This is a genomic window from Chitinophaga sp. YR627 (assembly GCF_900114995.1).
In the GTDB taxonomy this organism is placed as follows: domain Bacteria; phylum Bacteroidota; class Bacteroidia; order Chitinophagales; family Chitinophagaceae; genus Chitinophaga.
Genome location: NZ_FOUX01000003.1, coordinates 759,913 through 786,893, shown reverse-complemented (window position 1 = coordinate 786,893; position 26,981 = coordinate 759,913). Strand labels below are relative to the sequence as shown.

Below are 26,981 nucleotides of genomic sequence, written 5' to 3'. Positions count from 1 at the left end.
GCATACCTATTATTCCGGTTCGAAGCCCAGCATGAAGGTGAACTTGGCAGCATCTTTCAGACCATTGCCGGACTGCAGACGGTCGAAACCGATACCATAGTCAAATCCAAGCAGACCAAACATCGGCAGGTAGAAACGCATACCGAGACCTGCGGAACGGCGTAATCTGAACGGATTGTAGTCTTTTACGTCGCGGTAACCGTTGGCTGCTTCCAGGAACGCCAGACCAAAGATGGTAGAGCTCGGGTTCAGACTGAACGGATAACGTAACTCCATTATGTATTTGTTGAACACAGTGAAACCTTCGTAACCTGTTGGTTGTCCGGTTTCTGAGTTCATCCTTGGATCGGAAGTATAGTATACCGGATAACCTCTCTGAGAGATGATATCACGGTCATAGATCGCGAAGTTACTCAGACCGTCACCACCCAGTTCAAAACGACCAAATGGAGACAATGTTGTACGGTTGTTGTAGCGGCCGATGTAACCGAATTTAGCAGCAACCTTCATTACGAACACTTTGTTATCGGAACCTTTAGGTCTGCTCAATGGTACGTACCACTCCGCATTGAAACGATACTTCTGGTACTCAATCAGGTTGAACTGATCCTGAATAGACTCCAGTTTGTAATCCCTGTTAGGGTTAAATAAGGAGTAAGGCGGCGTGAACTGTCCGGACAACAGGAAGTTGGAACCACTGCTCGGATAGATCTGCTGGTTAACAGATGAACGGGCGAGGGTCAGTTTCACGTTGACGTTATTGGAAGTACCGCTGGAGAAACCAGGAATATTGAAGTAGTTATAGTTCTTCAGTTTATACTGCTGATAGTTCAGGGAATAGATCAGCGTGAAGAAGTCATCCGGCCATTTCAGCTGTTTACCCAGGGATACGGAACCACCCAATACCTTGAAGTAAGCATTGTTTGACAGGGTGCTACCATATATATAAGCAGAATAAGCGTTCGGGTTCTGGTAGCTGCTATAGAAGCTGACAGAGAACTGGTTACGCTTTTTACCACCTAACCATGGCTCTGTGAATGAGAAGTTATAGGAGCGATAGGCTTTACCGTTGGATGATACACGTACAGATAATTTCTGACCGTCACCACTTGGTAATGGATCCCATGTTTCTTTTCTTAAGATGTTACGCAGGGAGAAGTTGTTGAAGGTTACACCCAAAGTACCGGTCAGACCGATGTAACCACCCCAGCCGGCAGATAATTCCAGCTGGTCATTCGCTTTCTCTTCTACGGTATAGTTAATATCCACGGTACCATCCTGGATGTTCGGTACAGGGTCCATACCGATCTTCTCAGGGTTGAAGAAACCGAGGTTCGCGATCTCACGGTTGGAACGGATCAGGTCAGTACGGCTGAATTTCTCACCAGGCAGGGTACGCAACTCACGACGGATTACGTGTTCGTTGGTTTTTTCGTTACCGGCAATACGTACTTCTTTGATGGTTGCCTGCGGACCTTCAGAGATACGGATCTCATAGTCGATGGTATCGCCATGGATGGCTACCTCTACAGGGTCAGCACGGAAGAACAGGTAACCGAAGTCCATGTACATACCACCGATGTCGCCACCTTCAGAAGACAATAAGCGTTTCTGGAGCAGTTCCTGGTTGTAGGTATCACCTTTTCTGATACCGAGTACACGGGTCAGCAGGGAGTCATTATAACGGCTATTACCTTTCCAGGTAATGTTACCGAAGTAATATTTCTTACCCTCACTGATCTGCATGGCTACGTTTACACCACCATTGTGCGCACGGTAGGTAGTATCTCTCACCAGCACAGCGTCACGGTAACCCTGTGTGTTATAATAAGCGATTACTTTCTCTTTATCTTCTGCGTATTTGTTCTCATTGAACTTGGCGGAAGAGAATAATTTGAAGCGGAAATAAGGATCCAGTTCTTCCATGGTGCGGGAAGGATACAGGAAACCGAAGGTTTTCCAGTAGTTGTCCTGCAATTCGGTTGAATCTTCATATACCGACTCGATATCCGGGTATAAAGTGAAGCGGGTACGCTCTTTGGTACCTTTCATTTTTTTCTTCACCCTTGTATCGTCAATATTGTCGTTACCAACGATCTGGATATCATTCACTTTTGCTTTACCACCCTTTACTACGGTAATTACCAGGTCAGAAGCATTTACCTGGGAGGTATCTGTTCTTTCGGTAATATTAACGGTCGCATTGCGGAAGCCTTTATCGCCGTAGTGTTTGGAGATCACGCCGATTGCATTTTGCTTCATGCTCTCGGTTACAACGGATCCTTTACGCAGACCGGCTTTTTTTATCAGTTCTTCTGTTTCAGACTTTTTTACGCCTCTGAAAACGAAGTTATTCAGACGGGGACGTTCCTGGAGTTCTATTTCCAGCCAGATCTTACCGTCTTCTATTTTGGTAACATAAATAGCAACGTTGGCAAACAAACGCTGGCCCCAGAGACTCTGGATGGCCTTTGCGAACTGGTCACCGCCGGGATAAACCACTTTATCACCGACATTGAGGCCTGACAGGGAAATCAGCAGAGATTTATCGAGGTATTGCGTCCCTACGATGGTAATGTCAGCAATTTCGTAAGGCTGCGCCTGTAACGGACCTGATAAATTCAATCCCGCCGCTTGCTGGTCAGGTGTTGGAACCGGCGTAACACTGGTGTCCCTGATCTGGGCGGACACACGGATGCCGGCACTGCAACATAATACTATGGCCAGTAGGCTCTTAGGAAATAATTTCTTCATTCTGCTGTATTTGTTCGCTTGTTTTGCCAAAGCGCCTTTCTCTGTTCTGAAAATTGAGGATGGCTTCGTAAAGGTGTTCTTTGCGGAAATCCGGCCAACGCGTGTCGGTAAAGTATAACTCCGCATAGGCCAACTGGTATAGTAGAAAGTTACTGATCCTGCATTCTCCGCTCGTTCTGATCATCAGTTCGGGATCTGGCAGTGTAGCAGTACACAGATATTTCTGCCACATCTCAGGGGTTACTGCCTCCGGTGCGAGCTTACCATCTTTTACATCCTGGGCGATATTTTTCGCGGCATTCACGATCTCCCAGCGGGCACTGTAACTAAGCGCCATTACCAGGTTAAGCCCGGTATTCTGGCTGGTGATGGACATAGCCTCCTCCATTTCGTTTTTACAGTTACCCGGCAGCATGTTCATGTCCCCAATCACATGCAGCCTGATATTATTTTTCATGAGGGTAGCTACCTCATTGCGGATGGTATTTACGAGTAATTCCATGATACCGTTTACCTCGTAAACGGGGCGGTCCCAGTTTTCTGTCGAAAAAGCATACAAGGTAAGATACCCGATACCTAATTCAGCACAGGCCTCGGTAATATTGCGAACACTTTCGACGCCCTCATGGTGTCCGAAAAGTCTGTCCTGGCCACGCTCTTTAGCCCAACGGCCATTTCCATCCATAATGATGGCAATATGTCGTGGTAACCGTTGCAAGTCTAATTTATCCTTCAAACTCATGAGTATCTCCGGCGGATTATAATATCGATACAGATTTTTAGTAAAGTTTGCAAAGATACAAAAATAGAATTATGCCTTTCCCGGCAAAGGGGGGGCTGGGGTTTTAACGTAGTTTTAACAGCGAAATCCTTTACTGACCGCTGTTTTGCGCCAAAAACTGGTAATGAAAATTTAACAAAATAGGCCAATTGGCATTATTGAACTGCCAATAGCCTGACCATGACTGCGAAATCAGAATTTACATCTGTAAGAGGTGAATAAAATGCTGATTGTGAGCTCCGCAGTAACAAACTGGTCCTTGTCACGGCTGTTACCCCGCTGACGTCCGGCGACCCCGATACGGTCTCCTGTGGCATAGGAACGGTCCTGTAAAAGGTAAGCAGTTGTACTATGTCCCTGAGCGTCAGGCGGAAATACGGCCGGACCGGCATAAGTAGTACTTACGTCATCCAGGTAGTCCGTATTCGTAAACCGGTACAATACCTCCAGACCAAGGTTCACCTTGCGGGATATGTTGTACTTGAAGCCACCTCCCAGCAGAAATGCCAGGGACGTCAGACTGTAAGGCTTCCGGTCCGGATACATGGCGCTACCCTGCCCCTCGGTACGCAGAGGCTGCAGACGGTATTTCACGCCATTCAGATAAGCGTAAGGATTGTAGTAGAAGATAGATGCTCCGCCGGTGAAATAGGGCGAAAAGCGGTAGTATTGAGAACCCGGCTCAAACCGGAAAAAGTTAAAGTCACCCTGTACCCCCAGCTCAAATACATCTGTATTGAAGCTGAGATTACGTCTGTGCTGAAAATCATTCTTATTGTAGATATCAGAATAACCCAGTTGCATAAAACGGCCATGTACACGCAGACCGATATAGTCGTTCATGTACTTCCGGTAGTAAACACCGATAGCCGGCTTTGCAGCATTGAGCGCACCTTTGGTATTGAGATCACCAAAATAGTGAGCTGCGCCTACTGAAAGGCCCAGTTCTCCGGTATATGACAGCTCGTTCTGAGCGAAAGCGGGCGTCAGGAACAGGGATATTACTGCTACGAGGCCGGACTTTAAGAAACACTTGAAGAAAAAGTAAGGTTTACCCATAGATCGGTACTGCTTAACGCGACGATAATTCCTAAAACGCGATTATCCCTGCTTTTGGTATTAAATAAATCAAACAAATGTAATGAAAAATACTAATGTGCTTATTTGCAATCCCCTGTACAGATATAATTATTTTAATCTATTTCTCGTGTCTATTCCCCACAACAACTTATTCCGCAATGTATGTAGAAAATTGCTATCATCCAGTCTTAAAAGACTGATCTTGAAATCTTCTTTTTTAATAGCCAGCTGGACCGTATTATCAATTATTTCCATCCGTGAATCCAGGGTACATAAAAACTGGTCACTACGCCCCTCTACCTCAAACGATATCACATGATTGTCGGGAACGATGACCGGTCTCACGTTCAGATTATGTGGGGCCACCGGCGTGATCACAAAACTACCCGCATCCGGAAATACGACCGGTCCGCCGCAGCTCAGGGAATACCCCGTCGACCCCGTAGGTGTCGCCACGATCAATCCATCTGACCAGTAGGTATTCAGAAACTCACCATTCAGGTAAGTATGGATCTTGATCATTGCGGAGGTATCTTTCTTGTGAATGGTAAAGTCATTCAGCGCATAGGGCACATCACCGAACAGGCCGATATTGGAGTCCAGGTGCAGCAATGAACGACGGTCTACCACATAGGTACGCTGCTTCAATGCCTGCACCGCTGCATTGATGGCATCCTTGCCGATACTGGCCAGAAAACCCAGACGGCCGAAATTGATACCTAATACAGGTACATTTGTATCCCTTACATAACAAACAGTGTCCAGCAGCGTCCCGTCTCCTCCCAGGCTGACCAGTATGTCCGCCTTGCCATGCAGATCTTCTGCGCAACAGAATGTGTCAGGTGTTTTACTGAAGCGGATATACGGCGCCAGTGACTCGCAGAAAGGTTGGTAAATAACAGTCTCCATTTCCTCCCGCACCAGCTCATCCAGCAGTAACTGAATAATGGGCAGGTCTTCTTTTACAAATCCCCGGCTGTAAATAGCAATATGCATAATCTGATCTTAGGTGGACCATGGGTTAAGCAGGAATACCTCACCATGGTTAGGCGTAAAAATAGCCTTTTTTACCCTGCCAACTTACACAAAGATGAAAATGTCCGGAGAACATAACCTGACCTCAGCGTTTGAACTGCTTAAATAGCGGATCATTCTCACCTGTTACCATAAGTGACATTAACGCGGGTGTATATACGTCCGCATCAATCATGTAATACATTGTCAGACACATGCGCAGGTATGTAGACGATTACGTTGATCAACAGAAGACATTGGTAGATCTGCACCTTTCGAAACAAACCTGTCTTTTCAACACAGTAACACTGTACAAAAAGCGAAACGCATACCGGCAGATCCGTTATGCGTTTCGCTTTTACTGAGCATGGTTGTACAATTACATACTGATATAATTCATCAGCAGATCGTAGTTTTTCTTCAGCAGATCTTCTTCCTGTTCTTCAGTAATGGTATACTTAATAATGTAGTTAAATCTTTCAAAAGTAGCCACCAGGCCGTGGAGTTCCTGACGGTTGGTCTTCAGTAATACTTCCAGACGGCCGGAAGGAAAGGTGATAGTATTCACGCTGAGCAGTGTCACATCATTGGACTCTGCAATACGTGCTATTTCACTCAGGCTATAATCACGCGGATCAATGTCCAGGGCCAGAATACCGCCATGTTCCTTCACACCGTTATATTGTGCGAGGGCTGTCAGTAAACTGTCTTTGGTGAGTACGCCGATATATTCCTTTTCATGGCTGATAACGGGAAGCACTGCGAGCTTCATTTCATGAAAAAGACGCACGGCTTCAAAGAAGTGAGCGTTTTCAGCAACAGCGGGTTTAGGGCCGTTGTATTCCATGTTTTCCAAAGCAATTTCCGGATCTTCCAGGTCCAGTATATCATCTTCTTCTACCAGTGCCAGATATTTATTCTCCAACACGAGTGGCAGCTGCGTCAGATGATATTCATTCATCAGTCGCAGGGCTCTCGAACCTGGATCCAGGGGATGCAGAATTGGGACGACGGTTGATATGAGATCTCTTGCCAGCATTGTGTTTGAGCTATTATGATACAATAATAAGAAAAGAATCGCGAACGCCGTCCTTATGGGAAAGATTTGTGATAAACGGACATGCTCTTACTTATATACGAAACGCTGGGTTAGAATGGTTTGTTACATGGGAGACAGGGAATCTTTGTATAAAAACAAGAGGCTGTCCGCCATATGGAGAACAGCCTCTTTAAGAATGTTATTCGCAAGAAGGTTTGTTAGTTCGTTGTTTTACTGGTTTTTCAACTTCTCGAGGAACGGATGCAGGATCTTGTTGAATTCATCCGGACGCTCCATCATCGGGGCGTGACCGCATTTATCAATGAAGTGCAGTTCTGAGTTAGGAATGAGTTTCTTGAACTCCTCGCCCACCATCGGAGGTGTTACGGTATCGTTCAGTCCCCATACCAGCAGTGTAGGTATTTTGATATCACGCAGTTCTTCGCCCAGGTTATGACGGATTGCGGATTTTGCCAGGGTAATAATTTTGATCACCTTCAGACGGTTGGTGGTAATATCGAATACTTCGTCCACCAGTTCTTTGGTAGCCATTGCCGGATCATAGAATGTCAGCTCCGTTTTTTTACGGATATATTCGTAGTCGCCACGTTTAGGGTAAGTTTCACCCATACCATTTTCAAACAGTCCGGAACTACCAGTCAGTGTCAATGATTTTGTATGCGCTTCCGGATGTTTCAGCAGGTATACCAGTCCTACGTGACCACCCAGGGAGTTACCAAGCAGGTGTACATTGGTGTACCCCATGGTTTCTATGAACTTGTGCACATACTTCGCCAGTCCTGATACGGAAGTGTCCAGAATATTCAGATCAAACAGAGGCAAAATCGGTACTACTACTTTATTGTAGTGCCGGAAGTAATCAATCAGACCGCCAAAGTTGCTCATCGCACCGAATAAACCGTGCAATAACACCAAAGGCTCCCCCTCTCCTTCTTCAATGAATTTAAACTTTCCCTGTGTTTTTATTTCGTAAACCATTGCCAAAGCTTGAAAGTCAATTTTGCGCTAAAATAATTCTTTTTATTAATTCAAATAATCTTTGAAGCGAGCTAAGTAGCTTGTATTTCCTTAGCTGCGTTGTCAAAAAATGACTGAAGATTTTCGAACATATCCCTGAAGATGGGAACAATTTTACCCCATACATTCATCACAACCGGACCAAGAGGCTCTATGTAGGGGTATACTACAGATTGCATCTTTATCTCCGGGCTTAACCAGTACATTTGATTGGCAATCCATAACAGGATGCTATAAACAGTGATAAAGATAGCACTATATAATATAATTCCACCTAATTTGTTTAACCAACCCATCATTGCAGCCTCAACCATGGCCTGAATAAGTGTAGCGCCAAACCGTACAAGAAATACGACGCCAACGAAAAGCGCGATGAAGCACAGTACAGGTAACCACCGGGTGTGGATATTCCAGTGTTCCTGGGCATAGAGGGCCGTTACAGTGGTTAATTTCAACGCGGCTGCCAGTCCCAGGGTCACCGCAATAAAAGAGAAGACGGCTACTATCAGCCCACGGCTGTACCCTTTATAAATGGCTAATACCATCAGGATAGCAAAAACTATGTCAATGCCCATGATTTCAATAGGATAAAGAAGGGAAAGAACAGGACCGGTCTGCTTATCCGTTTACGATCTGCCGACACCGGTCCTGCTGCTGCAATTATTTGGCTAACAACTCTTTCACCATTGTGGAAATAGCTTTACCATCAGCCTTGCCGGCCAGTTGTTTGGAAGCTACACCCATCACCTTACCCATATCGGCAGGTGAACTGGCGCCTGTTGTTGCGATGATCTCAGTTATAACGGCTTTCAGTTCCGCCTCATCCATCTGCTTAGGCAGATATCTTTCGATCACTACCAGCTCTTCTTCTTCTTTCACTGCCAGATCTTCACGGTTCTGCTGACGGAAGATCTCCAGGGAGTCTTTCCTTTGCTTCGCCAGTTTCTGCAAGAGTTTCGTCTCGTCAGCCTCTGTCAGTTCTGCCCCACCACCTTCTGCTGTTTTAGCCAGCAATATAGCAGCTTTGATAGCGCGCAGAGCACGCAGTTCAGCTTCGCTTTTCGCCAGCATCGCTGCTTTGATAGCAGCATTGATATTTAATTCTAATGACATATGTGGTTGTTTTAAGGTTATGGCTTATTGTTGTTCCAGCTTCTGCTTTTCTTCAAACTTCTTGAAGAAGTCTTTTGCAAAAGCACGGAGGTCATCCGCCTGATCCTTGTATGGAGTTGCACGCTGGTAGGTATCGGCCATGGTCATCATGGTCTGATAAAAGAAATCTGCCATTTCATCCACCATCATTTGTTTAGTCCATAAATCTATGCGCAGCGCGGTTTTATCACCACCATCCCAGAAAGCGACCATCATTGCTTTGGCCTCCTGGAAACGGTCCGCTTCAGAGCTGTCTGTTGCTCTCCATTCTATCTTCTCAGGTACCCGGTCATTATCCAGTCCCACCTGAATCTGTATGGTAGATGTCTTTCCCATGATGTTTGTTCCCAAATTTTAAGAACCGCAAATTTAGGTATTAATTGCCTAATCTGTTATTAGCACGTCCAGCGCCGTAGCCCAGTCCGCTTTTTTAATATTTCCCAGCAGGCGACTGCGCAGCTGTTCATCCTTATACAGCAGGCACATCTTATCTGCCAGATCTTCCAGACTTTCCGGATCAGCAAACAATACAGCCTCTCCGCCTGCTTCTCTGGCAGCAGCGCCATCCAGGGCAATAACCGGCACCTCACTCTGCATAGCAGCATATACCGGCATGGCCACCCCCTCAAAACGGGGCGGATAAACCAGGGCATAGGCGCCTGCTACCAGTCTGGCCAGCTCTGCCTGATCTACCTCAGGTAACAGTATCACATCATTCCTGTATTTGTAGGAAGTCAGTGATTCAATAATCTCATTTCCGGCTGCTGTATGCCCCCCTATTAACAATAATTTCATATTGGAATGCAGGCGTCGCTTCAAAGCCGAAAATGCTTTCAGCAACGGCATAAGGTTATTCTTCGGATGCACCCTGCCTACCACAGCAAAGTATTCCACCCGGCCGGCATAGGTTTCCTTTACCTCTTCACGGGCTTCCCATTCCAGGGGATGATAGCTTGCATCTACTGCTGGTTTCAGCACTGTCACCTTCCCGGCAGCTTCAGGTGCATACTGTAATACGTCCTTTTCCAGCGTGTTGGACAGTACGATCACTTTTTTAGCCTGCCTGATGTATTTAATCAGGTTTTTCTGTAAAAACCGCTGTTCTGTAGCCGGTATACCTACTGCTCCATGTAAAAAGCCCATGTCGCTGATCAACAGCTGAGCTGGTATTTTGTTTCTTAAAGGCAACTGCCCATCCAATCCCAGGAACAGATCCAGTTGCTGTTTCTTCATGGCACTGACCAGCTTCCACTCCAGCCACAGATAACGACGCCATGCCTGTGTCCCGCTGAGGGGTATCACAACAGTCGTCACATTACCCGGCCATTGTATGGCAGCTGACGGGTCCTGATCAAAGAAGAGGATAAACTGGTGTTCCGGATGATGGTTACATAGTCCTAACAATAAATCCCTGGCTATATTACCTGTGTCAGCAGGCGTATCCTGCAGTACACAGGAAGCATTCACTCCTATACGCATAAATTTGGCTGCTTATTCTGCAAGGTGCAAAACTAGAAAGAAATAAAGACTACACAGAGATAATTACCTGCTATGGCAGTTAAAATAGTATTAAAAAATTGGGATTCACCACTTTTGCTTTCATAACGCTTATTCGTCGCAGATTCGTCACTAATTCGCCGCTTGTTCGTCCAGGACTCAAAATAAAAGCCGGACCCTTATTGGTAGCGGATCCGGCTTTTATCTGATATCTTAAGTCTGATATTATATTAACATTACTCCTCTGACTTATTGGTAATCCAGAAAGTCTTGACAACAGTATTCTTGTCATTTCCTTCAGATGTGATCGTGATCGTTACCTTCACCGTACGGATCGGCTCCAGTCCTATCAGTGTCACATTGATAACACTGTCTTTGGAAGGCGCTACCGGATTCTGTGGGAATACAATACCACCCGGATCAGTAATAACGTCTACTTTAACATTGACGCCTTTTTCAGGCATTTTGGAAGAAACTTTTACCTGGAAGGTATAACTCTCGCCGGGAGCAGCGGTATACTGACCTTCTGCTACGTTTTCCAGCGATACTTTCAGGCCTTCTTCTTCCGGTTTAGGTTCGGCGGCTCCTTTTTTGCCACAGGATGTAAATGTCAGCCCGAGGAAAGCCAGTACAATAAAGAGATATGATTTCAAAGGCATAGTAAAAAATTATGGATAAAGTAAAATTAACTGTTTTTATAATGCGATCCAAGTGTTCACTGCCTTACATCCATTGCATCCCGCAGTCCGTTTCCTAACAGATTAAACGCCAATACCATGACCATAATCGCCAGCCCCGGAATTAATGCAAGCATTGGGTTATGGGTGATGATAAAGTTGTAATTTTCCTTGATCATCAGTCCCCAGGAGGGTTGTGGTGGTTGTACCCCCACCCCCAGAAAACTCAAGCCGGCCTCTATCACGATAGCGGTTGCAAAATTGCCTGCCGCCACGACCATCACCGGTCCCAGGATATTCGGTAATATATGCCGCACAATTGTACGGCTATGTCCATACCCCAGCGCTTTTGTCGCTTCTATAAAAGGCAGTTCCCGCAAAGCCAGCACCTGCCCCCGGATGATCCTGGCCACATTCACCCACATGGTCAGTCCGACCGCGATAAACACCTGCCAGAATCCCTTCCCCAAAGCCAGGGTAATAGCAAATACCAGCAACAAGGTAGGCACCGACCATATCACATTCACCCCCCACATCACTACATCATCTGTCACTCCCCGGAAATAACCAGCTATTGCCCCCAGGAAGATACCTATGGTCAGGGAAATGATCACCGCAATACAGCCTACGCTCAGACTTACCCTTGTTCCTACCAGCAGACGGCTCAGAATATCCCGGCCGAATTTATCTGTTCCCAGCCGATAGGTTCGTTCCTGTATGTGCTGTGTCCTGACTGCCTCCTGCCATTCTTTTAGATGGTCTCCCACCGGTAGTTCTTTTGCAAATAATACCCGGCTCAGGCTATATTTTTCCCGGGCCGTCTCTTCTTCATCCAGGTACCGGTCCACCACCACTGAATCTCCCTGAAAATGCCAGTCACGGATAGGTATATAACTCAGCGTATCCTGTTGCCCGTTCATCAGACGGGAAAAGAAGCCCACACGGCTCAACTCCCTGTCCTGTTTTAATGCCAGCAGGCGCAGGTGAAAACCAGGCTTTTGTCCGCCTGCTTCCAGCAGCATCCGGTTTGCATAAGGTGTACCATCCGGCGCAATGATATATGCCAGTATACTGACGATAATCGCCAGTATGATCAACAGCATTCCTGCTACAGCGCCTTTATTGCGCCGCAGGCGTTTCCAGGCCTGACGGCCAAAAGAAGTATTGCTGTTACTGAGAGACATACTGCTATTTAACTTTTCTGCCTTTCCACTGATAAGAACCAAACTTGCCCAACCAACCCGCTACTACAATGTAAGGAATATGGAATAACTGTCCGGGTATAAACCGCGATAACAGTGATGTTTTATCAAAGAAACGTGCTACCGGTATCAGGAAATAGAATTCCACCAGCACTTTATAGATCAGCAGCCCCAGCATCCACAGGCGTAATACCGGAATGAACAGTGCGGCAATACCAGCCAGCAGGATACCTACATTCCAGAAATAAACCAGCGCCAGCACCCATATCAGTCGTTTATCGTCATACTTATCTGCTTTGGAAGACCAGCGGATACGCTGGTTCATAAACGCCCTGAACGTATCTACCGGTAGTGTACGCACGATCGCATCTTTTGTTTTCATATAAAGCACGCCTTCAGGATAAGCGCGATAGATCTTAAACATAAGCAGCATATCATCTCCCGAAGCGATATTATCAATCCCCTTGAATCCGCCTACCTCATAAAACACCTTCCGCTCATATGCCAGGTTAGCGCCATTACACATGGTTCCTGATTTTAAGGCTGCCAGCGCTCCTGTGATGCCCTGCATGGTCATAAAATCCAGTGACTGTAAAGCTTTGAAGAAGTTATCTTCTTTATGGAAACTCACAGGTGCCGCGATAAATTTAGGCTGATAGGTTTCATAAAACTGTACCATCCGCATGATCCACTCCGGTCCCATTTCACAATCCGCATCTGTTGTCATAATGATATCTCCGGTTGCACGTTCCACCGCCATTTCAATGGCTTTTTTCTTATAGGAATTGAGTCGCTGTTCTGCGCTCAGGTGCTGACTCAGTTGTAACAAACGCACATTGGATGCCGGGAAATTACGCACTGCTTCCGCAGTACCATCTGTAGAAAAATCATCGATCACAATCACCTCAAACAATTCAGCCGGATAGGTCTGTGCTTTTAATGACTGTAAAAGGGGCGGCAGATTATCTTCCTCATCTCTGGCAGGAATGATTACGGTGACTTTTGTGCGGCCGCTGATCGGGTTAACAGGCTTGAAAGACTGCAGCTTTTTCCAGCCCTCTCCATAACGAAACATCAGATAACCATAAATAATACCCAACAGAGACAAGATCGATAGAATAATGTACATATACTGCTTCATTAGGCCGCGACTGGTGTAGTCCGCAGCGGATGGTATGTTGTTGTTGATTGATTAAAAACTATATGCCCGGATCACCTCCGCAGCATCTTCACTGATCAGCTGGTGTCCTCTTTCCAGCACCTGCATTTCACAGGGGAATGTACCGTCCATAAAACGCATGCCTAATACGGGAGGAATAACGCGGTCATATTTCCCGAAAAGCAGCAGTGTACTGATACGGTATTTTTTCAGCTGCTGTTTACACAATTCCCGGTCCGGCATCATCTGCCCCATACACGTCCACACAAAATACACCCTCTCCCGCTTTTCCAGCGTGTTCATACTGTTGAAAGTGAATTTGTGCAGTCCTCTGCTGATGAAACGTAAAGATCGCCAGGTGTGCAGCAACCCGAAAAATAACTGTGGATGGTACGTACAATGTTTAAACAATCTGTTACCTAAACCAGTCTGTGTAGCAAACATATGCCAGCGGTTATCCTTTAGTCCGTCCGGCGCCAGCAGGTAAAGCCGGTCGATCCTTTCGGCCAGTAACTGCACAACACAGAGGGACACCCGTCCTCCCATACTATATCCCATCAGGGAAAAGGTCTTAAAGCGGTAATGTTGCAGAATGAGTAATATTACTGCTTTCAGATCATCCATAGAAAAAGGCCGTTCCTCCTTCCACTCAGTTGCTCCATGCAGTGGCAAGTCGAGTGACACGATAGTAAAGTACCCTCCCAGGGTATAATGTAATCGGCTGAAACTCTCTGCATTCTCTCCGAAACCATGTAAACATATCAGCAATTCCTCTCCTGTTCCATCACTAATGGTATGAAAACGGCTTTTCAGATATGGCAGGAAAAAGGACGACATGTTACAAATGTATCAACTTTTGCCGTTTGCACTAAAACAAGTAAATTACAATAGGACCAAAAAAAATTCAGGATGGACGCTACAGTTGATAACAAACACGCCCTGAAAGGCGTGGAATTCCTCGTAAAAGAAACCCCTGCCAACGAAGTCTTTACCCCGGAAGATTTCTCTGAAGAACAACGTATGATCAGAGAAATGGCAGAGCAGTTTGTAACCAAAGAAGTTTCTCCCGTACTGGACCGTATTGATAAACTGGAAGAAGGACTCATGCCTTCCCTGCTGGATAAAGCGGGTGAACTCGGCCTGCTGGGCGCCGCATTTCCGGAAGAATACGGCGGACTGGGAAAAGACTTCGTCACAGCTACCCTGATCAATGAAGCCCTTGGCGCCGGCCACTCCTTCTCCGTAGCAATGGCGGCACACACGGGTATCGGTTCTCTCCCTATCCTGTACTTCGGTACGGAAGCCCAGAAACAGAAATACATTCCTTTCCTTGGCAGCGGACAAATGAAGGGTGCTTACGCACTGACCGAACCTAACTCCGGTTCAGATGCACTCAGCGCCAAAACAACGGCGAAACTGTCCGCAGATGGAAAATTCTATATACTGAACGGCCAGAAATGCTGGATCACCAACTCCGGCTTTGCTGACGTATTCACCGTATTCGCAAAGATCGACGGAGAACAGTTCACCGCATTTATCGTTGATAAAGACACCCCTGGTTTTACCCTGGGAGCGGAAGAACATAAAATGGGGATCAAAGGATCTTCCACCAGGCAGATCTATTTCCAGGATGCCCAGGTACCCGTGGAAAATGTACTCGGCGAAATCGGTAAAGGTCACCTGATCGCCTTTAATATCCTGAACATTGGCCGTTTGAAACTCTGTGCTGCCGCTGTGGGTGCTGCTAAAAACGTCACCACCATCACCGTACAGTATGCCAATACCCGCGAACAGTTCAAACAACCGATCGCCAATTTCGGCGCTATCAAACATAAACTGGGTGAAATGGTGATCCGGAACTGGGTATGCGAGTCAGCCCTGTACCGCACCGCACAACTCATTGACGATAAAGAAAAAGAACTCATCGCTGCCGGCAAACCATTCGCAGAAGCCCTGCTGGGCGCTGCTGAAGAATATGCCGTAGAATGCGCCATCCTGAAAGTGGCGGGTTCTGAAGCGCTGGACTTTTCCGTGGATGAAGGCGTACAGATTCACGGTGGTAACGGATTCAGTGATGAATACGTTATTTCCAAAGCATACCGTGACAGCCGTATCAACCGCATATTCGAAGGCACCAACGAGATCAACCGTCTCCTGGCCCTGGACATGACCCTGAAACGCGCTTTAAAAGGCCGTCTCGATCTCATGAATCCTGCTATGAATGTAATGAAGGAACTCATGAGCATTCCTGATTTCGGTAGCGAAGACGAAACACCTTTTGCTGCCGAAAAGAAAGTGGTCGCCAACTTCAAAAAAGCGATCTTACTGGTAGCAGGTGGCGCCGTACAAAAACTCATGCAGAACCTCCAGAATGAACAGGAAATACTCATGAACATTGCTGATATGGCGATTGAAACATTCGCCGCTGAAAGCGCCCTGTTACGTCTCCTGAAACGCATAGAACTCGAAGGAGAAACAGTCAATGCATTGCAGGCTGACATCGTTCGTACCTACATCAATGACGCGGCTGACCGTATCAACAAATACGGAAAAGATGCGATCAATTCATTCGGCAGCGGTGATGAACAACGTATGATGCTGCTTGGTATCAAACGCTTTACTAAAACGGCTCCCTTTAACACAAGGGATGCACGCAGACGTATAGCCGATAAATTAATCGCAGAAAATAAATACGCCTGGTAAGCTGACCATCGCAATTTTTCAATACTTTCGAATGCCATCCGTAAGAGCGGGTGGCATTTTTTTTGATTACTTTGTCGCGGGACTATGAGGAGATTCGCATTACTACTACTGTTACAAACAGCATACACAGGTCTGCAATTACATGCACAGGCGTTCCTGAAAATGGCACAGCCGCTCAGGACAGAAATTAATACCGGCAGCTCAAAGCAATACTGGTCAGGACGCACCTGCGTTGGCTGTAAGGTACTGCTCAACAATGACAGCATTTATGTATACCCCAATGGTGTCTTCGCTATCAAACGCGAAGCAAAACCAGGGAGAAATACCTATGTGCTCTCTTCCACCGATAGCACCGGTAAATTCGTTTCCCGCACCTATAACATCTATTTCACAACGCCTCCGCCAGCAAGGGTAACGCCTTCCTTCCGGATCGATAATGTTACCATCTCTCCTAAAAGCAATACCACGCTTTCCGCAGGCGATACCTTACGGGTACGTATGAAAGGTTATCCTGACGGACAGGCCAGCTGGTTCAATGGTTCTCCTATTGCGGAGCTGCCGGCTGCACAATCAGGCGGTATACCCGGTTATTATGCCGGTTATTACGTTATGAAGGAAGCCGACTCCCTGCTGGATGGAAAGATCAATGTATCACTGAAATACAAAGGACAGACAGGCGTATTACCGGGTAGTTTCCGTTATACCTATCTGCGTAATACCGAACTGTATGCCCGTACCATCGATGACCAGTGCTATCTGACCGTTACACCGGACGGCGACCGTCTCGGCCCTGAAAAAATGGGCTATCTCGACAGAAATGTCCTGTTGCATATCTCCGGTAAAGAAGGCAGTCATTACCGTGTAAAACTGAGTAAGTATCAATTTGCATATATTCCTGAAGGACTGGTAGATACCATGACACTGACAGAACCTGTCCCACAGAGTATAGTCAATGAAGCCAGGGTGTGGAGTGATAAACAGTATGATTATATCTCCGTCGGACTGGCCGATAAACTCCCCTATCTTTCCACCCAGGAGGTCAATCCCGGTAAGGTGATCGTAGACATACACGGCGTCGTGTCAGAACCGGGTTTCCTGCCCTCTTCTGAAGGCACCGGAGAAATCAGCCGGATAGACTGGAAACAGATCAATCCGGAGGTATTCCGGATCGCCATTTCCCTTGCGCATAAACAACCCTGGGGATATAAGATCTTTTATGCCGATAGTAACCGCCTGACCATCCGTATCAAACACCAGCCAGCTAACCTGCAGTTAAAGAACCTGACGGTCGGACTCGACGCAGGTCATGGTGGCGGAAATGTTGGAACAGCCGGCGCTATGGGTATTGCTGAAAAACAGCTGACACTGAACATGACTTTGCTGGTAAAAGCTGCCCTGGAAAAAGAAGGAGCGAAAGTCATCACTACGCGTATGAGCGATGTATTTGTTGACAACCAGGCACGATTATACAACTATCGTCAACTGGCGCCCGATCTCCTGCTTAGTATTCATATGAACTCTTCTATCAATCCGGTAGATGTAAAAGGAACAGCGAATTACTATAAATACCCTTTCTGCGAACCACTGAACCGGTATTTACATAACCGGCTGCTGGAAACGGGCCTGGCAGACTTTAAAAATAATGCTAACTTCAATTTCATTCTTAACATGCCTACAGAAATGCCTTCGGCATTGATAGAGACCTTGTTCCTGAGTTACCCTGAAGATGAAATGCGGATCCTTGATGAGAACTTCCGCTTAGTGTTAACAGAAAAGATCGTACAGGGACTGAAGGATTTTCTGCAGGACGCAGGTAAATAACCCATAAAATTGTACGCCTATGTTTTCATTCAGCAGCTTATTGATCTCCCCCTTTCTGACAGGGATCATTTTCGTGCTGGCCGCACTGATCAGCAAACAGTTTCCGCCTAAAAAGATCAATCCTGTCTATGGATATCGTACCCGGAAATCAATGGAAAGTGAAGAGAACTGGCAACTGGCCAATCACTATTCCAATATTGTGATGTTGAAAGCTGGATTGGGATTAATGCTGATAGGGATAATACTCGCGTTCTTCGCATTCAATCAGACAGTCATGGGTATATTGACCGCCGTGTCGGCAATTGCAGGTGGTATGATCATTTTCATCTTTACAGAAAGACAATTAAAATAACGATCATTATAGAAAACAGGAAGGCGTCCACGATGTAGCGGACGCCTTCCTGTTTTTTGTATTTCCCCTGTCTATTTTTCTTTGATCTTCGTTTGTATATCTTCCCAGGAATAGTAGTGGAACACCTTTCCATTGCTCATGGCAACAAACATTCCCTTCGGGAATTTACTTCCCAGCGGAACCGCCGTTACTTCTGAACCATCGCTCTCCAGTGTAGATACCGGTACCTCTGCAATCAGTTTATGTTCATTCGCCACACCATTTTCACCCTCTCTTCTGTAGATCATGAATGAATTATTCTGCTGATTGGATACCAGGAGATATCCTGTCGAATCGGATGTCGGGTAAATGGAAATACCCTCATGATCAGAAACAAATCCCTCTTTAGCAAACAGCGCCAGCTCCTTATTATCCCATTTCGCCGGATCAGCTATATACTTGCGTACGCCAACCGTTTCATCAGAATAATAGACATATCCCAGCTTGTTATCCACCGCGATAGATTCGATTTCCTTTTTACCGCTGTATGTACCAAACTTCCTTACCAGACGGCCCTTTACCACACCGTTTTCATCCACGAGGCGGTATTGCCAGAGATATCCTTCAGCAGGACCACTCTTGCGGCCAACGATAGCGAAAATAGCGCCGTCTTCCGGACGGGTATACATGGCTACGCCCATCGGAGCGCGTTCCTTTTCACCCTGGAATACCGGCATACCACCACCATCTATGGGCGTCAGCTCAGGCAGACGGAATATGCGGATCGTATTTGTTTCACGTTCTGTCAGTACGGCAATATCTACCGGCTGACCATTTAATTTGAAGCCGTAAGCGATGTCCACATTGTTAGGGCGTTTTAAACCCAGTACCTTGTTGACAATTTTCCCCTCAAGATCAAAGGCATACAACCCGCCCTCACTATTCTTATCCGTGCCGATGATGAGGCTTTTCAATGTATCTGCTTTATTGATCCAGATGGCAGGATCGTCCGTATCATGGCCTGTTTCCTGTGTAACCACTACTGGCTTGATACCGTCCTGTCTTACAACAGTTTTTGCTGAATTCACCTGGCAGGCGCCAAATATTACGAGACCGCTTAAAGGCGCCAATATATTCTTTAACATGTATCTTATCTATTTAAGAAAACAATAAACTACAAGTCGAACTTCACGCCGAAGTTGTATCTCGGACGATAATATTCTGCCTGCATTGTCCTGGAAGAAATACCCTGATAGTAGCGCAGTGGCTGGTTAGTCAGGTTGTTTGCTTCACCGAATACTCTTAAGGTTTTAGTCAGCTTGAAAGAAGCATTCAGGTCCAGGAAGAATTGTTTATCATAAAAACGATCGTCGAAATCATCACCACCCAGTTCATCCAGGTAAGAAGCGGTATAGTTACCGGACAGTCTTGCTGTGAAACGTGTGTGCTCATAAGACAGGGAAGCGTTGAACATGTGAGGAGCAGTACCTGGTAAAGATACATTGTCACGTTTGTCGCCATCCGCATTGTAGATACCGTCTGCTTTAGACTTGGTGTAAGTATAGTTTACGTACACACCGAAACCTTTCAGGAAACCTGGCAGGAAATCCAGCTGACGCTGAAAGGCTACTTCAAAACCATATACTCTTACATTATCACCATTACGTGCCTGTTTGTATACCCATTCTTCACCAGCAGGGATCGGATTGTTCGCTACGTCTTTATAGTCAGCCGCAAATTTCTCAGTAGTGTAAGCATTATCTCTGTAAGTATAGATAAAGTCGCTGATGCTCTTGTAGAACAGGCCACCAGACAGAATACCTACTGATTTGAAATACTGCTCAGCCATCAGGTCAAAGTTCCATGCGTAAGCTGCTTTCAGGGATGGGTTACCTGCGCTCAGTTCTGCATCATCTGCAACACTGCTTACATAAGGAGCGATGTCATAGTAGTTAGGACGGGCGATAGAAGTAGTCGCTGCTGCACGCAGTACCAGATCACTGTTTACATTGTATTTGAATGTAACACCTGGCAGAACGTTAGTGTAGCTGTTGGTTACTTTACGCTGACCTTCCAGATCTTCTTCTTCAGCTACTACGTTACCTTCATAATTGATGTGTGTATTCTCAACACGTACACCTGCAATCACAGACAGTTTGCTGGTCAGGTCCTGATCCCAGCGGATATAACCGGCAGAGATCCTTTCTTTTGCGTTGAAGTTTACCGCGAGGTATTCAGCAGGATTATCGTTCTTCTCAAATTTAGAAGCATCATCCAGGCGTTGTGCACCCAGGAAGGTATTTACTACGAAAGTACCTGGTACATATTTTTCACCAGCCTGATAACCTTTACCGCTGATATTGATGTTGGAGATCTGTGCCAGATTACCGAACTCGGTGGTTGGTTCATATTCGAAGAAGTTATTCACTCTCTCCTTATCCTTCAGACGCAGACGTGTACCAACACGCAGACGGCCTTTCTGGCCAGGTACCACGCTCAGTGGGAAACGCAGGTTCAGTTTAAATCCGTATTCATTCTCTTTGGTAAAGTCGTGGTTTTCTGTCAGGGATTTGAAACCGAAATCTTCATCTCGCAGGGATGGTGCAGTCGCCAGCGGGAAACGTGGATTGCTTACATCCAGGCTTACCGGACCATCATCCGCACGGTATTCAATATAACGCTCGTTAGGTCTGTCTTCGCTTGCTCTTGAATAGCTGGCAGACCAGTCCAGGTCTACTTTGCTACCCAGCAGGTGTTCACCACGTACGGAGTAGTTCTGTACGCGCTGATCTTCCAGACGACGACTTTTGTTACGGCCATTATCGATACCGCCTTTGGTTTCACGACGTACGGAACCCACATAACCGGTGATCGCGTCATTTGCATCATACTCAGGTTCGATATCAGTCAAACGCAGACGGTAACGGTTTTCTCTGTCATCGCGCCAGTTGTACATAGCAGAAGCATAGATAGTGTTTTTGGCATTGATCTTATAATCCAATGCTGCGGATGCACTTCTACGGATACGCTGTACATTGTATTTACGTACTTCTGACTCAGAAACGAATACATTACCGAAGTCATCTTTACTCCAGGTAGCCTCCATGTCATCGGAGCCATAATCATTATTATTATAGGAAGCACTTACTACCGCACCCAGTTTGTTATTGAAAAAACGGTTAGCAACTACCAGTCCGCCGGTATATAATGCTTTACCACGGATCGGGTTCACGCCACCGGAAGCGGTTGCAGATACACGCAGGCCGTTTGGAGCAGCACGGGTTACCAGGTTTACAGAACCGCCGATTGCATCAGCGTCCATATCAGGTGTGAGGGTCTTGTTCACTTCGATCGTCTGTACCATATCAGAAGGGATCAGGTCCATCTGTACACGACGGTTATCACCTTCTGCAGAAGGGATACGGTCACCGTTCAGGGTCACTGAGTTCAGTTCAGGCGCCAGACCACGGATGATGATGTTACGTGCCTCGCCCTGGTCATTCTGCATAGTGATACCAGGAATACGCTTGATCGCATCACCTACGTTTGCATCCGGGAAACGACCGATCTGGTCAGCGGATACGATATTCGTAATATTTGGATTGTTACGCTGCTGGTTGAGGGCTTTCGCCTGACCACGGAGACGGTCTCCGATCACCAGTACTTCTTTACCGGCAATACCGCCAGCTTCCATTTTCAGTTGCAGGTCTGTTGTTTTTCCGGAGGCAACAGTCACTTCCTGTGTGAATGTCTGATAACCAATATAAGTTACCTCCAGGGTATAAGTACCGGCAGGTACACCCAGGAATTCGAATTTACCCTGCTGGTTGGAAACAGTGTAATGATTACCTGGTTTTAATTTAAGCGTCGCACCAGGCAGGGATAAATGCTGGTTCTTATCGACGATGTTACCGGTCACCAGGCCGGCAGTCTGTCCGAAGCATAAAATGCTCATCCAGGAAAAAAGAATGGTGAATAGAAATTTTTGCATATCGGTAGTGAGTTAATCCGTTTACTCCGCAAAGGTGCATTTGGGAGTTGCTGAAGCCAAATTCAGGGGGTATACAAAAAGGATACACCGTTACAAACCCCGTGAACAAGCAGGCAACAAGCGAAACAAAACACACGCAACTGATTGATATACAAGATACAAAAGCGTAACAAAATGCCAGTTAAGAAAATATTACCGCAACATTAAGGGAATGTTAACAGGTAAATAAGGGGGATGGTTTACACATGAAGGTATAAACTTCCAAATGGTTGTAAGAAGATGTAAGAATCATATTTCCTGGAGAGAAATTAAATGTTTGGGGTAAGAATCCTATTTAGCGACTTTAGGGGAGATGAATTTGGGTAGGCCAACGCGATTGAGAAGCTTTTTAGCGACATTAGCTTTCTTCTCAAAAAAAGGATGGCCTTCGAATGAAGGCAACGTTGGATCAACGGTAATCAATGGCTTGATACCGACGTGACTAAAATCTATTTTTTTTGATTTATTTGCCATGTATACAAAGATAATTCATTTTTAGTTCCTCTTAACTAACTCACAATCAACTGACAAACAATAACTATGCAATTTTTTTGCGTTCCCCTAAGAACGCCTGATAATTAACTCCTCGCTGAAAAGGGGTCCATTCTTCATTTTCCATCAAACCGTAGATATTAAATACAGATCCTATTTGTTCCCAGTGCCTGTTTATATTCATTTGATATAACCTTGTTCGGGAATTATTAGTTCCCTGAACGAAGATGAGAGAATCTGCAAATACATTCGTGAAGTCATAGATAATTGCTCCTACAGTTCCCATAATTAGATCTACATCTCTATTATCACTTACAATAGTGTCAGAGATATCCTCAGTTTCAACATCAAAATCCCCAAAGCCAAAATTGTATACCCGTTCCCCAATAAGATTAAATTTCGCGATCTTTTGTATCGAACCCCGGGGGCCGTTGCTGGTGAAATGGTAGGCCATAAAAGTTGTGTCACTAGTATAATGGTATTTATCCAGACCAAACATAGAGTGCAATATACATGCAAAAACGTCTCTAACAATTAATTTACAACACTTTACGCATATATAAACAGATGAAATCAAAATGAAAAAGCAACCTGCATATTGATTTCAATTTATCTATGTCGGACAACGTTCTGACTGTATTTATTAGCCCACTGTAAATGATTATTTATAAAAATGACGTTGTCAAACACATCTTTTGACAACGTCATATAATGACTATGATATTATTATAAACTCTGAATAAACGCTGTCAGGCTCTCGCCCTGCTGCAAATTTAACTTCTTTCGCAGCCGGTATCTTACTACCCGCAAACTATCCGTAGAAATACCTAATAAAGTGGCAATATCTCCTGATTCCATGTTCATTTTCAGTAATGCTACCAGACGGAGGTCGTTGGAAGTCAGTGTATCACAATACCGTTTCAGGTTATCAAAAAATGCCTGATGCACCTGTTCGAAGATATTCCGGAAATCGACCCAGTACTGGTCGTGGTTGAAACTATGGTTGATCTGTGAGAGCAGCTGCTTCAGCTGTTTCTTCTGATCACGCTTGTCTTCCTTGACCATTTCGTCGAGACGCACGCGCAGTTCCTCCAGCAATTGATTCTTTTGAATGAGATGCAGGGTATGTGTGGTCAGTTCGCGGGAGCGCACTTCCAGTTCTTCTTTCAGTTTACCTTCCTGAAGCTGTTTATTTTGCAAAGCGGCCTCCATCAATTCCTTCTCTGTTTCGAAGATCTGACGGTGCTGCATACGCAGGATCTGTTCATTTCTGATCTTCAGACGCTGGCGACTGATGATCAGTAAGCCCAGGGCAACGAGCAATAATACAACGAGCACGATAGCCACGGTCATAATCCGGTTGGTCTTCCGGGCATTCTGTAAGCGTTCTATCTCGTTATTCTTCTTCTCAATATCATAAACAGACTGTAACAGGGCTACCTGTTTGCTGTTTTCATCTGAGTAAGTCTCCAGCAGGTACTGGCGACTAAGTTCCAGGTAATAAAAGGCACTGTCATTTGCGCCTGCCAGGTGATGTGCTTTGGCCAGATCACGGTAGGCGCCACTGAGCTGACGTTGTTCATGCAGCTCAAGGGCAAGCACAAGGGCGCGGCGGGTCTGGTAAATCGCTTCCGGATAATGACCCGTTTTACGGGATACATCGCCGAGGTTATTCAGTATTTCTATACGGGCCAGTTTATCACCGGCTTCCATATTCAGGTCAAGTGCTTTTCTGAAATACCAGGCGGCGGAATCATAAACGGCCTGGTCCTCATAGATACTACCGATATTCTCATAGATCTTTGACATGCCCTTTTTGTCGTCAGCCAGCAGATAGGTAGCGAGGGCATACCGCTGGTAGAGGAAGGCACTATCATAATCCTGTTCCTTCTCATAAAGATGACCGATCATACCATAGGTAAGGGCAACGCCGGCATTATCATGTACAGAACGGAAGATATCGAGGGCCTGCTCGTAATGCTCGCGGGAGCGTTCAGGCTGTTTATTATAATAATAAAGTACCCCTACCTCATTGAGATTGCTGGCCAGTTGGCTGGCGGAGTTTGTTTTACGGTAAATGCTGATGGCTTGCAGATGGTAATCCAGCGCCTGGGGAAAGTGCCCCAGGTGAAAACATACCTGCCCCATCTGGGAAAGACAGCCGGCGGCGGCCTGCAGATCCTTCTTTTCGATGGCCCGGTTATAGGCATTCTTCAGCTCCAGGAAGCTGGAATCTGGCTTAATCTGTTCATAATCATCATTATCGAACTGTTGCAGTTTTGAAAGCTTTTCATTTTGTGCAGGCAGTTCGACGGACAAAAGTCCACCTGAAATCAACAGTAGTAAGAAACGCATCGCAAACATAATCAGCAGATAAAGCGCAAAGAAACAGCTTGAATGTTATCTTATTGTTAAGCGGACGAGGCTTCTGTCGTATTTGAGACAGCATGATTGACGCTTCTCCGGACAACTATAGATGCAGCGGCCTGCATCACTTCTTGTTATGAGCAATAACCTATAGTTATTCCACATCACATAACTAATTCATTTACAATAGATAAATGAATCATAACTTTTCCCGCCCGGAGCCATAGTCTACTGAACAAGTAGATTGATTTATATTTGCGAATCAATTCATAGCTTTAAGGTGTGTAAACAACAATAAAATGGCAGACGAGATACAAGCTTTTAATGATTACCGCGCCAAAATGAACGAGGTAATCCTGGGAAAACAGAATAAGGTCATTAACCGTTTATTTAACCTTGATACGAATACTTACGCTGAGGGCGCGTTGAGCACCAAAGTGAAGGAAATGCTGGGATTGGTTTCATCAATGGTGCTCCGTTGCGATGACTGTATCAAATATCACCTGGGAAAATGCCACGAACAGGGCATTACTACAGAAGAAATGTATGAGATCTTTGCCGTAGCTAATATTGTTGGCGGTACTATAGTGATACCACACACCAGAAGAGCAGCCGAATACTGGGAAGCATTACAGCAACAGGAACAGGCATAAATAAAAGGGGGAAACAGAAGTATTCCTTTTTGCGTAAACCGCGAAGAGTAACAATTCGTAACTTTGCCCACCGTTTTTTTCTTTTTCTTTAAAACATTCAGATGTCAACAGCTACTATAGCTCCGCAGACGTTAACGGCGAAGGATTTTGCAACGGACCAGGAAGTACGCTGGTGCCCAGGTTGTGGAGACTACTCTATATTAAAACAAGTACAGACCATTATGCCCGGTCTGGGCATTCCTAAGGAGAATATTGTGATCGTATCCGGTATCGGCTGCTCCTCACGTTTCCCTTATTATATGAACACTTACGGTATGCACTCCATCCATGGCCGTGCTACTGCTATCGCTTCCGGCCTGAAAGCCGTACGTCCCGAACTGAGCGTTTGGGTTGTAACCGGTGATGGTGACGGTCTCTCTATCGGGGGTAACCATACTATCCACCTGCTGCGCCGTAACTTCGATCTCAACGTGATGCTGTTCAATAACCAGATCTATGGTTTGACGAAAGGTCAGTACTCTCCTACCTCAGAAGAGAACAAAGTGACCAAGTCCACTCCTTTCGGCAGTATCGACCATCCGTTCAATCCGCTGGCGCTGGCACTGGGAGCAGATGCTACCTTCATCGCCCGCAGTATGGACCGTGATCCGAAACACCTGCAGGAAATGCTGAAACGCAGCCATGCACATAAAGGTGCTTCCTTCCTGGAGATCTACCAGAACTGTAACATCTTCAACGATGGTGCATTTGAGGTCTTTACTGAAAAAGGCAGCAAACTGGAAGAAACCATCATGGTAGAGCAAGGTCAGCCATTGATCTTTGGTGCACAGAAGAATAAAGGGATCCGCCTGGACGGTTTAAAACCGGTTGTGGTGGAACTGGGTGGCGAATATAGCGCTGAAGACCTCTGGATTCATGATGAGAGAGATTTCTATAAAGCACAGATCCTTACCCGCATGTTCGACGATCCTCGCATCGAAGGCCACCTGCCACGTCCTTTCGGCGTGTTCTATCAGGCTTTCCGTCCTACTTACGAAGATCAGCTGAACTTCCAGACAGAAGACGCACTGGCTAAAAAAGGCCCCGGCGATCTGGATAAATTACTGGCAGGTAAAGAAACCTGGACCATCAGATAGGTTAATTACCACCACCAATAAAAAAGAAAAAGCCATTCGTATGAATGGCTTTTCT

At 45.9% G+C, this 26,981-nt stretch carries 24 protein-coding genes; 5 read left to right on the top strand and 19 right to left on the bottom strand.

All coding sequences use genetic code 11. The features are described 5' to 3' along the window. Positions 1–9: 9 nt before the first annotated feature. The 14 genes from BMZ72_RS18695 to BMZ72_RS18630 form a co-directional block, all read right to left on the bottom strand. Entirely contained in the window at positions 10–2,754 is a 2,745-nt protein-coding gene (locus BMZ72_RS18695) for a BamA/OMP85 family outer membrane protein (protein ID WP_089811016.1), read from the bottom strand. Further along, positions 2,735–3,496 (bottom strand): isoprenyl transferase, encoded by a 762-nt coding sequence (locus BMZ72_RS18690; RefSeq protein WP_012788725.1) that lies wholly within the window; start codon positions 3,494–3,496, stop codon positions 2,735–2,737. Before BMZ72_RS18690 ends, BMZ72_RS18695 begins: the two co-directional genes overlap by 20 nt. 231 nt (positions 3,497–3,727) lie before the next feature. Then, positions 3,728–4,594, bottom strand: a complete 867-nt coding sequence (locus BMZ72_RS18685; protein ID WP_089811014.1) for a type IX secretion system protein PorG — start codon at positions 4,592–4,594, stop codon at positions 3,728–3,730. A 129-nt stretch (positions 4,595–4,723) separates the two neighbouring features. Continuing rightward, on the bottom strand, positions 4,724–5,611 hold the full coding sequence (locus BMZ72_RS18680; protein WP_089811012.1) for an NAD kinase: 888 nt from the start codon (positions 5,609–5,611) through the stop codon (positions 4,724–4,726). Positions 5,612–6,008: 397 nt separating this feature from the next. After that, positions 6,009–6,668 (bottom strand): CBS domain-containing protein, encoded by a 660-nt coding sequence (locus BMZ72_RS18675; protein WP_089811010.1) that lies wholly within the window; start codon positions 6,666–6,668, stop codon positions 6,009–6,011. A gap of 231 nt (positions 6,669–6,899) precedes the next feature. Then, the gene (locus BMZ72_RS18670) at positions 6,900–7,667 is read right to left on the bottom strand and encodes an alpha/beta fold hydrolase (RefSeq protein WP_012788721.1); all 768 of its coding nucleotides are present in this window, start codon (positions 7,665–7,667) and stop codon (positions 6,900–6,902) included. A 71-nt stretch (positions 7,668–7,738) separates the two neighbouring features. Next, positions 7,739–8,281 (bottom strand): CvpA family protein, encoded by a 543-nt coding sequence (locus BMZ72_RS18665; protein WP_089811007.1) that lies wholly within the window; start codon positions 8,279–8,281, stop codon positions 7,739–7,741. An 85-nt stretch (positions 8,282–8,366) separates the two neighbouring features. Further along, the gene (locus BMZ72_RS18660) at positions 8,367–8,819 is read right to left on the bottom strand and encodes a GatB/YqeY domain-containing protein (protein WP_089811005.1); all 453 of its coding nucleotides are present in this window, start codon (positions 8,817–8,819) and stop codon (positions 8,367–8,369) included. Positions 8,820–8,843: 24 nt separating this feature from the next. After that, a complete protein-coding gene (gene gldC / locus BMZ72_RS18655) occupies positions 8,844–9,194 on the bottom strand; it encodes a gliding motility protein GldC (protein WP_012788718.1) in 351 nt (116 codons plus the stop codon). A gap of 48 nt (positions 9,195–9,242) precedes the next feature. Next, the gene (locus BMZ72_RS18650; protein ID WP_089811003.1) at positions 9,243–10,337 is read right to left on the bottom strand and encodes a glycosyltransferase; all 1,095 of its coding nucleotides are present in this window, start codon (positions 10,335–10,337) and stop codon (positions 9,243–9,245) included. 254 nt (positions 10,338–10,591) lie between these two features. Beyond that, positions 10,592–11,014, bottom strand: coding sequence for a hypothetical protein (locus tag BMZ72_RS18645; RefSeq protein WP_089811001.1), 423 nt, complete (start codon positions 11,012–11,014; stop codon positions 10,592–10,594). A gap of 56 nt (positions 11,015–11,070) precedes the next feature. Next, complete coding sequence (locus tag BMZ72_RS18640) at positions 11,071–12,216, bottom strand: ABC transporter permease (protein WP_089810999.1); 1,146 nt, start codon at positions 12,214–12,216, stop codon at positions 11,071–11,073. A 4-nt stretch (positions 12,217–12,220) separates the two neighbouring features. Then, a complete protein-coding gene (locus tag BMZ72_RS18635; RefSeq protein WP_177222836.1) occupies positions 12,221–13,363 on the bottom strand; it encodes a glycosyltransferase in 1,143 nt (380 codons plus the stop codon). Between the two features lie 63 nt (positions 13,364–13,426). Beyond that, positions 13,427–14,230 carry an alpha/beta fold hydrolase gene (locus tag BMZ72_RS18630; protein WP_089810996.1) on the bottom strand — a complete coding sequence of 268 codons (804 nt, stop codon included), beginning with the start codon at positions 14,228–14,230 and terminating at the stop codon, positions 13,427–13,429. Between the two features lie 72 nt (positions 14,231–14,302). Between BMZ72_RS18630 and BMZ72_RS18625 the strand changes: the two genes are divergently transcribed. From BMZ72_RS18625 to BMZ72_RS18615, 3 genes are all read left to right on the top strand, one after another. Then, entirely contained in the window at positions 14,303–16,096 is a 1,794-nt protein-coding gene (locus BMZ72_RS18625) for an acyl-CoA dehydrogenase family protein (RefSeq protein WP_089810994.1), read from the top strand. An 84-nt stretch (positions 16,097–16,180) separates the two neighbouring features. Beyond that, complete coding sequence (locus BMZ72_RS18620; RefSeq protein WP_089810992.1) at positions 16,181–17,917, top strand: N-acetylmuramoyl-L-alanine amidase family protein; 1,737 nt, start codon at positions 16,181–16,183, stop codon at positions 17,915–17,917. Positions 17,918–17,936: 19 nt separating this feature from the next. Further along, positions 17,937–18,269, top strand: coding sequence for an SdpI family protein (locus BMZ72_RS18615; RefSeq protein WP_089810990.1), 333 nt, complete (start codon positions 17,937–17,939; stop codon positions 18,267–18,269). A 71-nt stretch (positions 18,270–18,340) separates the two neighbouring features. On the opposite strand, the gene BMZ72_RS18610 is transcribed toward BMZ72_RS18615, so the two are convergent. The 5 genes from BMZ72_RS18610 to BMZ72_RS18590 all read right to left on the bottom strand — a co-directional run bounded on the left by BMZ72_RS18610 (position 18,341) and on the right by BMZ72_RS18590 (position 25,125). Next, positions 18,341–19,393, bottom strand: a complete 1,053-nt coding sequence (locus tag BMZ72_RS18610) for a phytase (RefSeq protein ID WP_089810988.1) — start codon at positions 19,391–19,393, stop codon at positions 18,341–18,343. A gap of 29 nt (positions 19,394–19,422) precedes the next feature. Beyond that, positions 19,423–22,239, bottom strand: a complete 2,817-nt coding sequence (locus tag BMZ72_RS18605) for a TonB-dependent receptor (RefSeq protein ID WP_089810986.1) — start codon at positions 22,237–22,239, stop codon at positions 19,423–19,425. A 330-nt stretch (positions 22,240–22,569) separates the two neighbouring features. Then, positions 22,570–22,752: a hypothetical protein gene (locus BMZ72_RS18600; RefSeq protein WP_089810984.1), complete on the bottom strand. Its 183-nt coding sequence runs from the start codon at positions 22,750–22,752 to the stop codon at positions 22,570–22,572. 64 nt (positions 22,753–22,816) lie between these two features. After that, positions 22,817–23,269 (bottom strand): DUF6934 family protein, encoded by a 453-nt coding sequence (locus tag BMZ72_RS18595; RefSeq protein ID WP_089810982.1) that lies wholly within the window; start codon positions 23,267–23,269, stop codon positions 22,817–22,819. Positions 23,270–23,496: 227 nt separating this feature from the next. Next, entirely contained in the window at positions 23,497–25,125 is a 1,629-nt protein-coding gene (locus tag BMZ72_RS18590) for a tetratricopeptide repeat protein (protein ID WP_255373232.1), read from the bottom strand. Between the two features lie 311 nt (positions 25,126–25,436). Between BMZ72_RS18590 and BMZ72_RS18585 the strand changes: the two genes are divergently transcribed. Together BMZ72_RS18585 and BMZ72_RS18580 are read left to right on the top strand one after the other, a co-directional pair. Further along, positions 25,437–25,790 carry a carboxymuconolactone decarboxylase family protein gene (locus tag BMZ72_RS18585; RefSeq protein WP_012788706.1) on the top strand — a complete coding sequence of 118 codons (354 nt, stop codon included), beginning with the start codon at positions 25,437–25,439 and terminating at the stop codon, positions 25,788–25,790. Positions 25,791–25,891: 101 nt separating this feature from the next. Next, entirely contained in the window at positions 25,892–26,926 is a 1,035-nt protein-coding gene (locus BMZ72_RS18580; RefSeq protein ID WP_089810978.1) for a 2-oxoacid:ferredoxin oxidoreductase subunit beta, read from the top strand. The last annotated feature ends 55 nt before the right edge of the window (positions 26,927–26,981 follow it).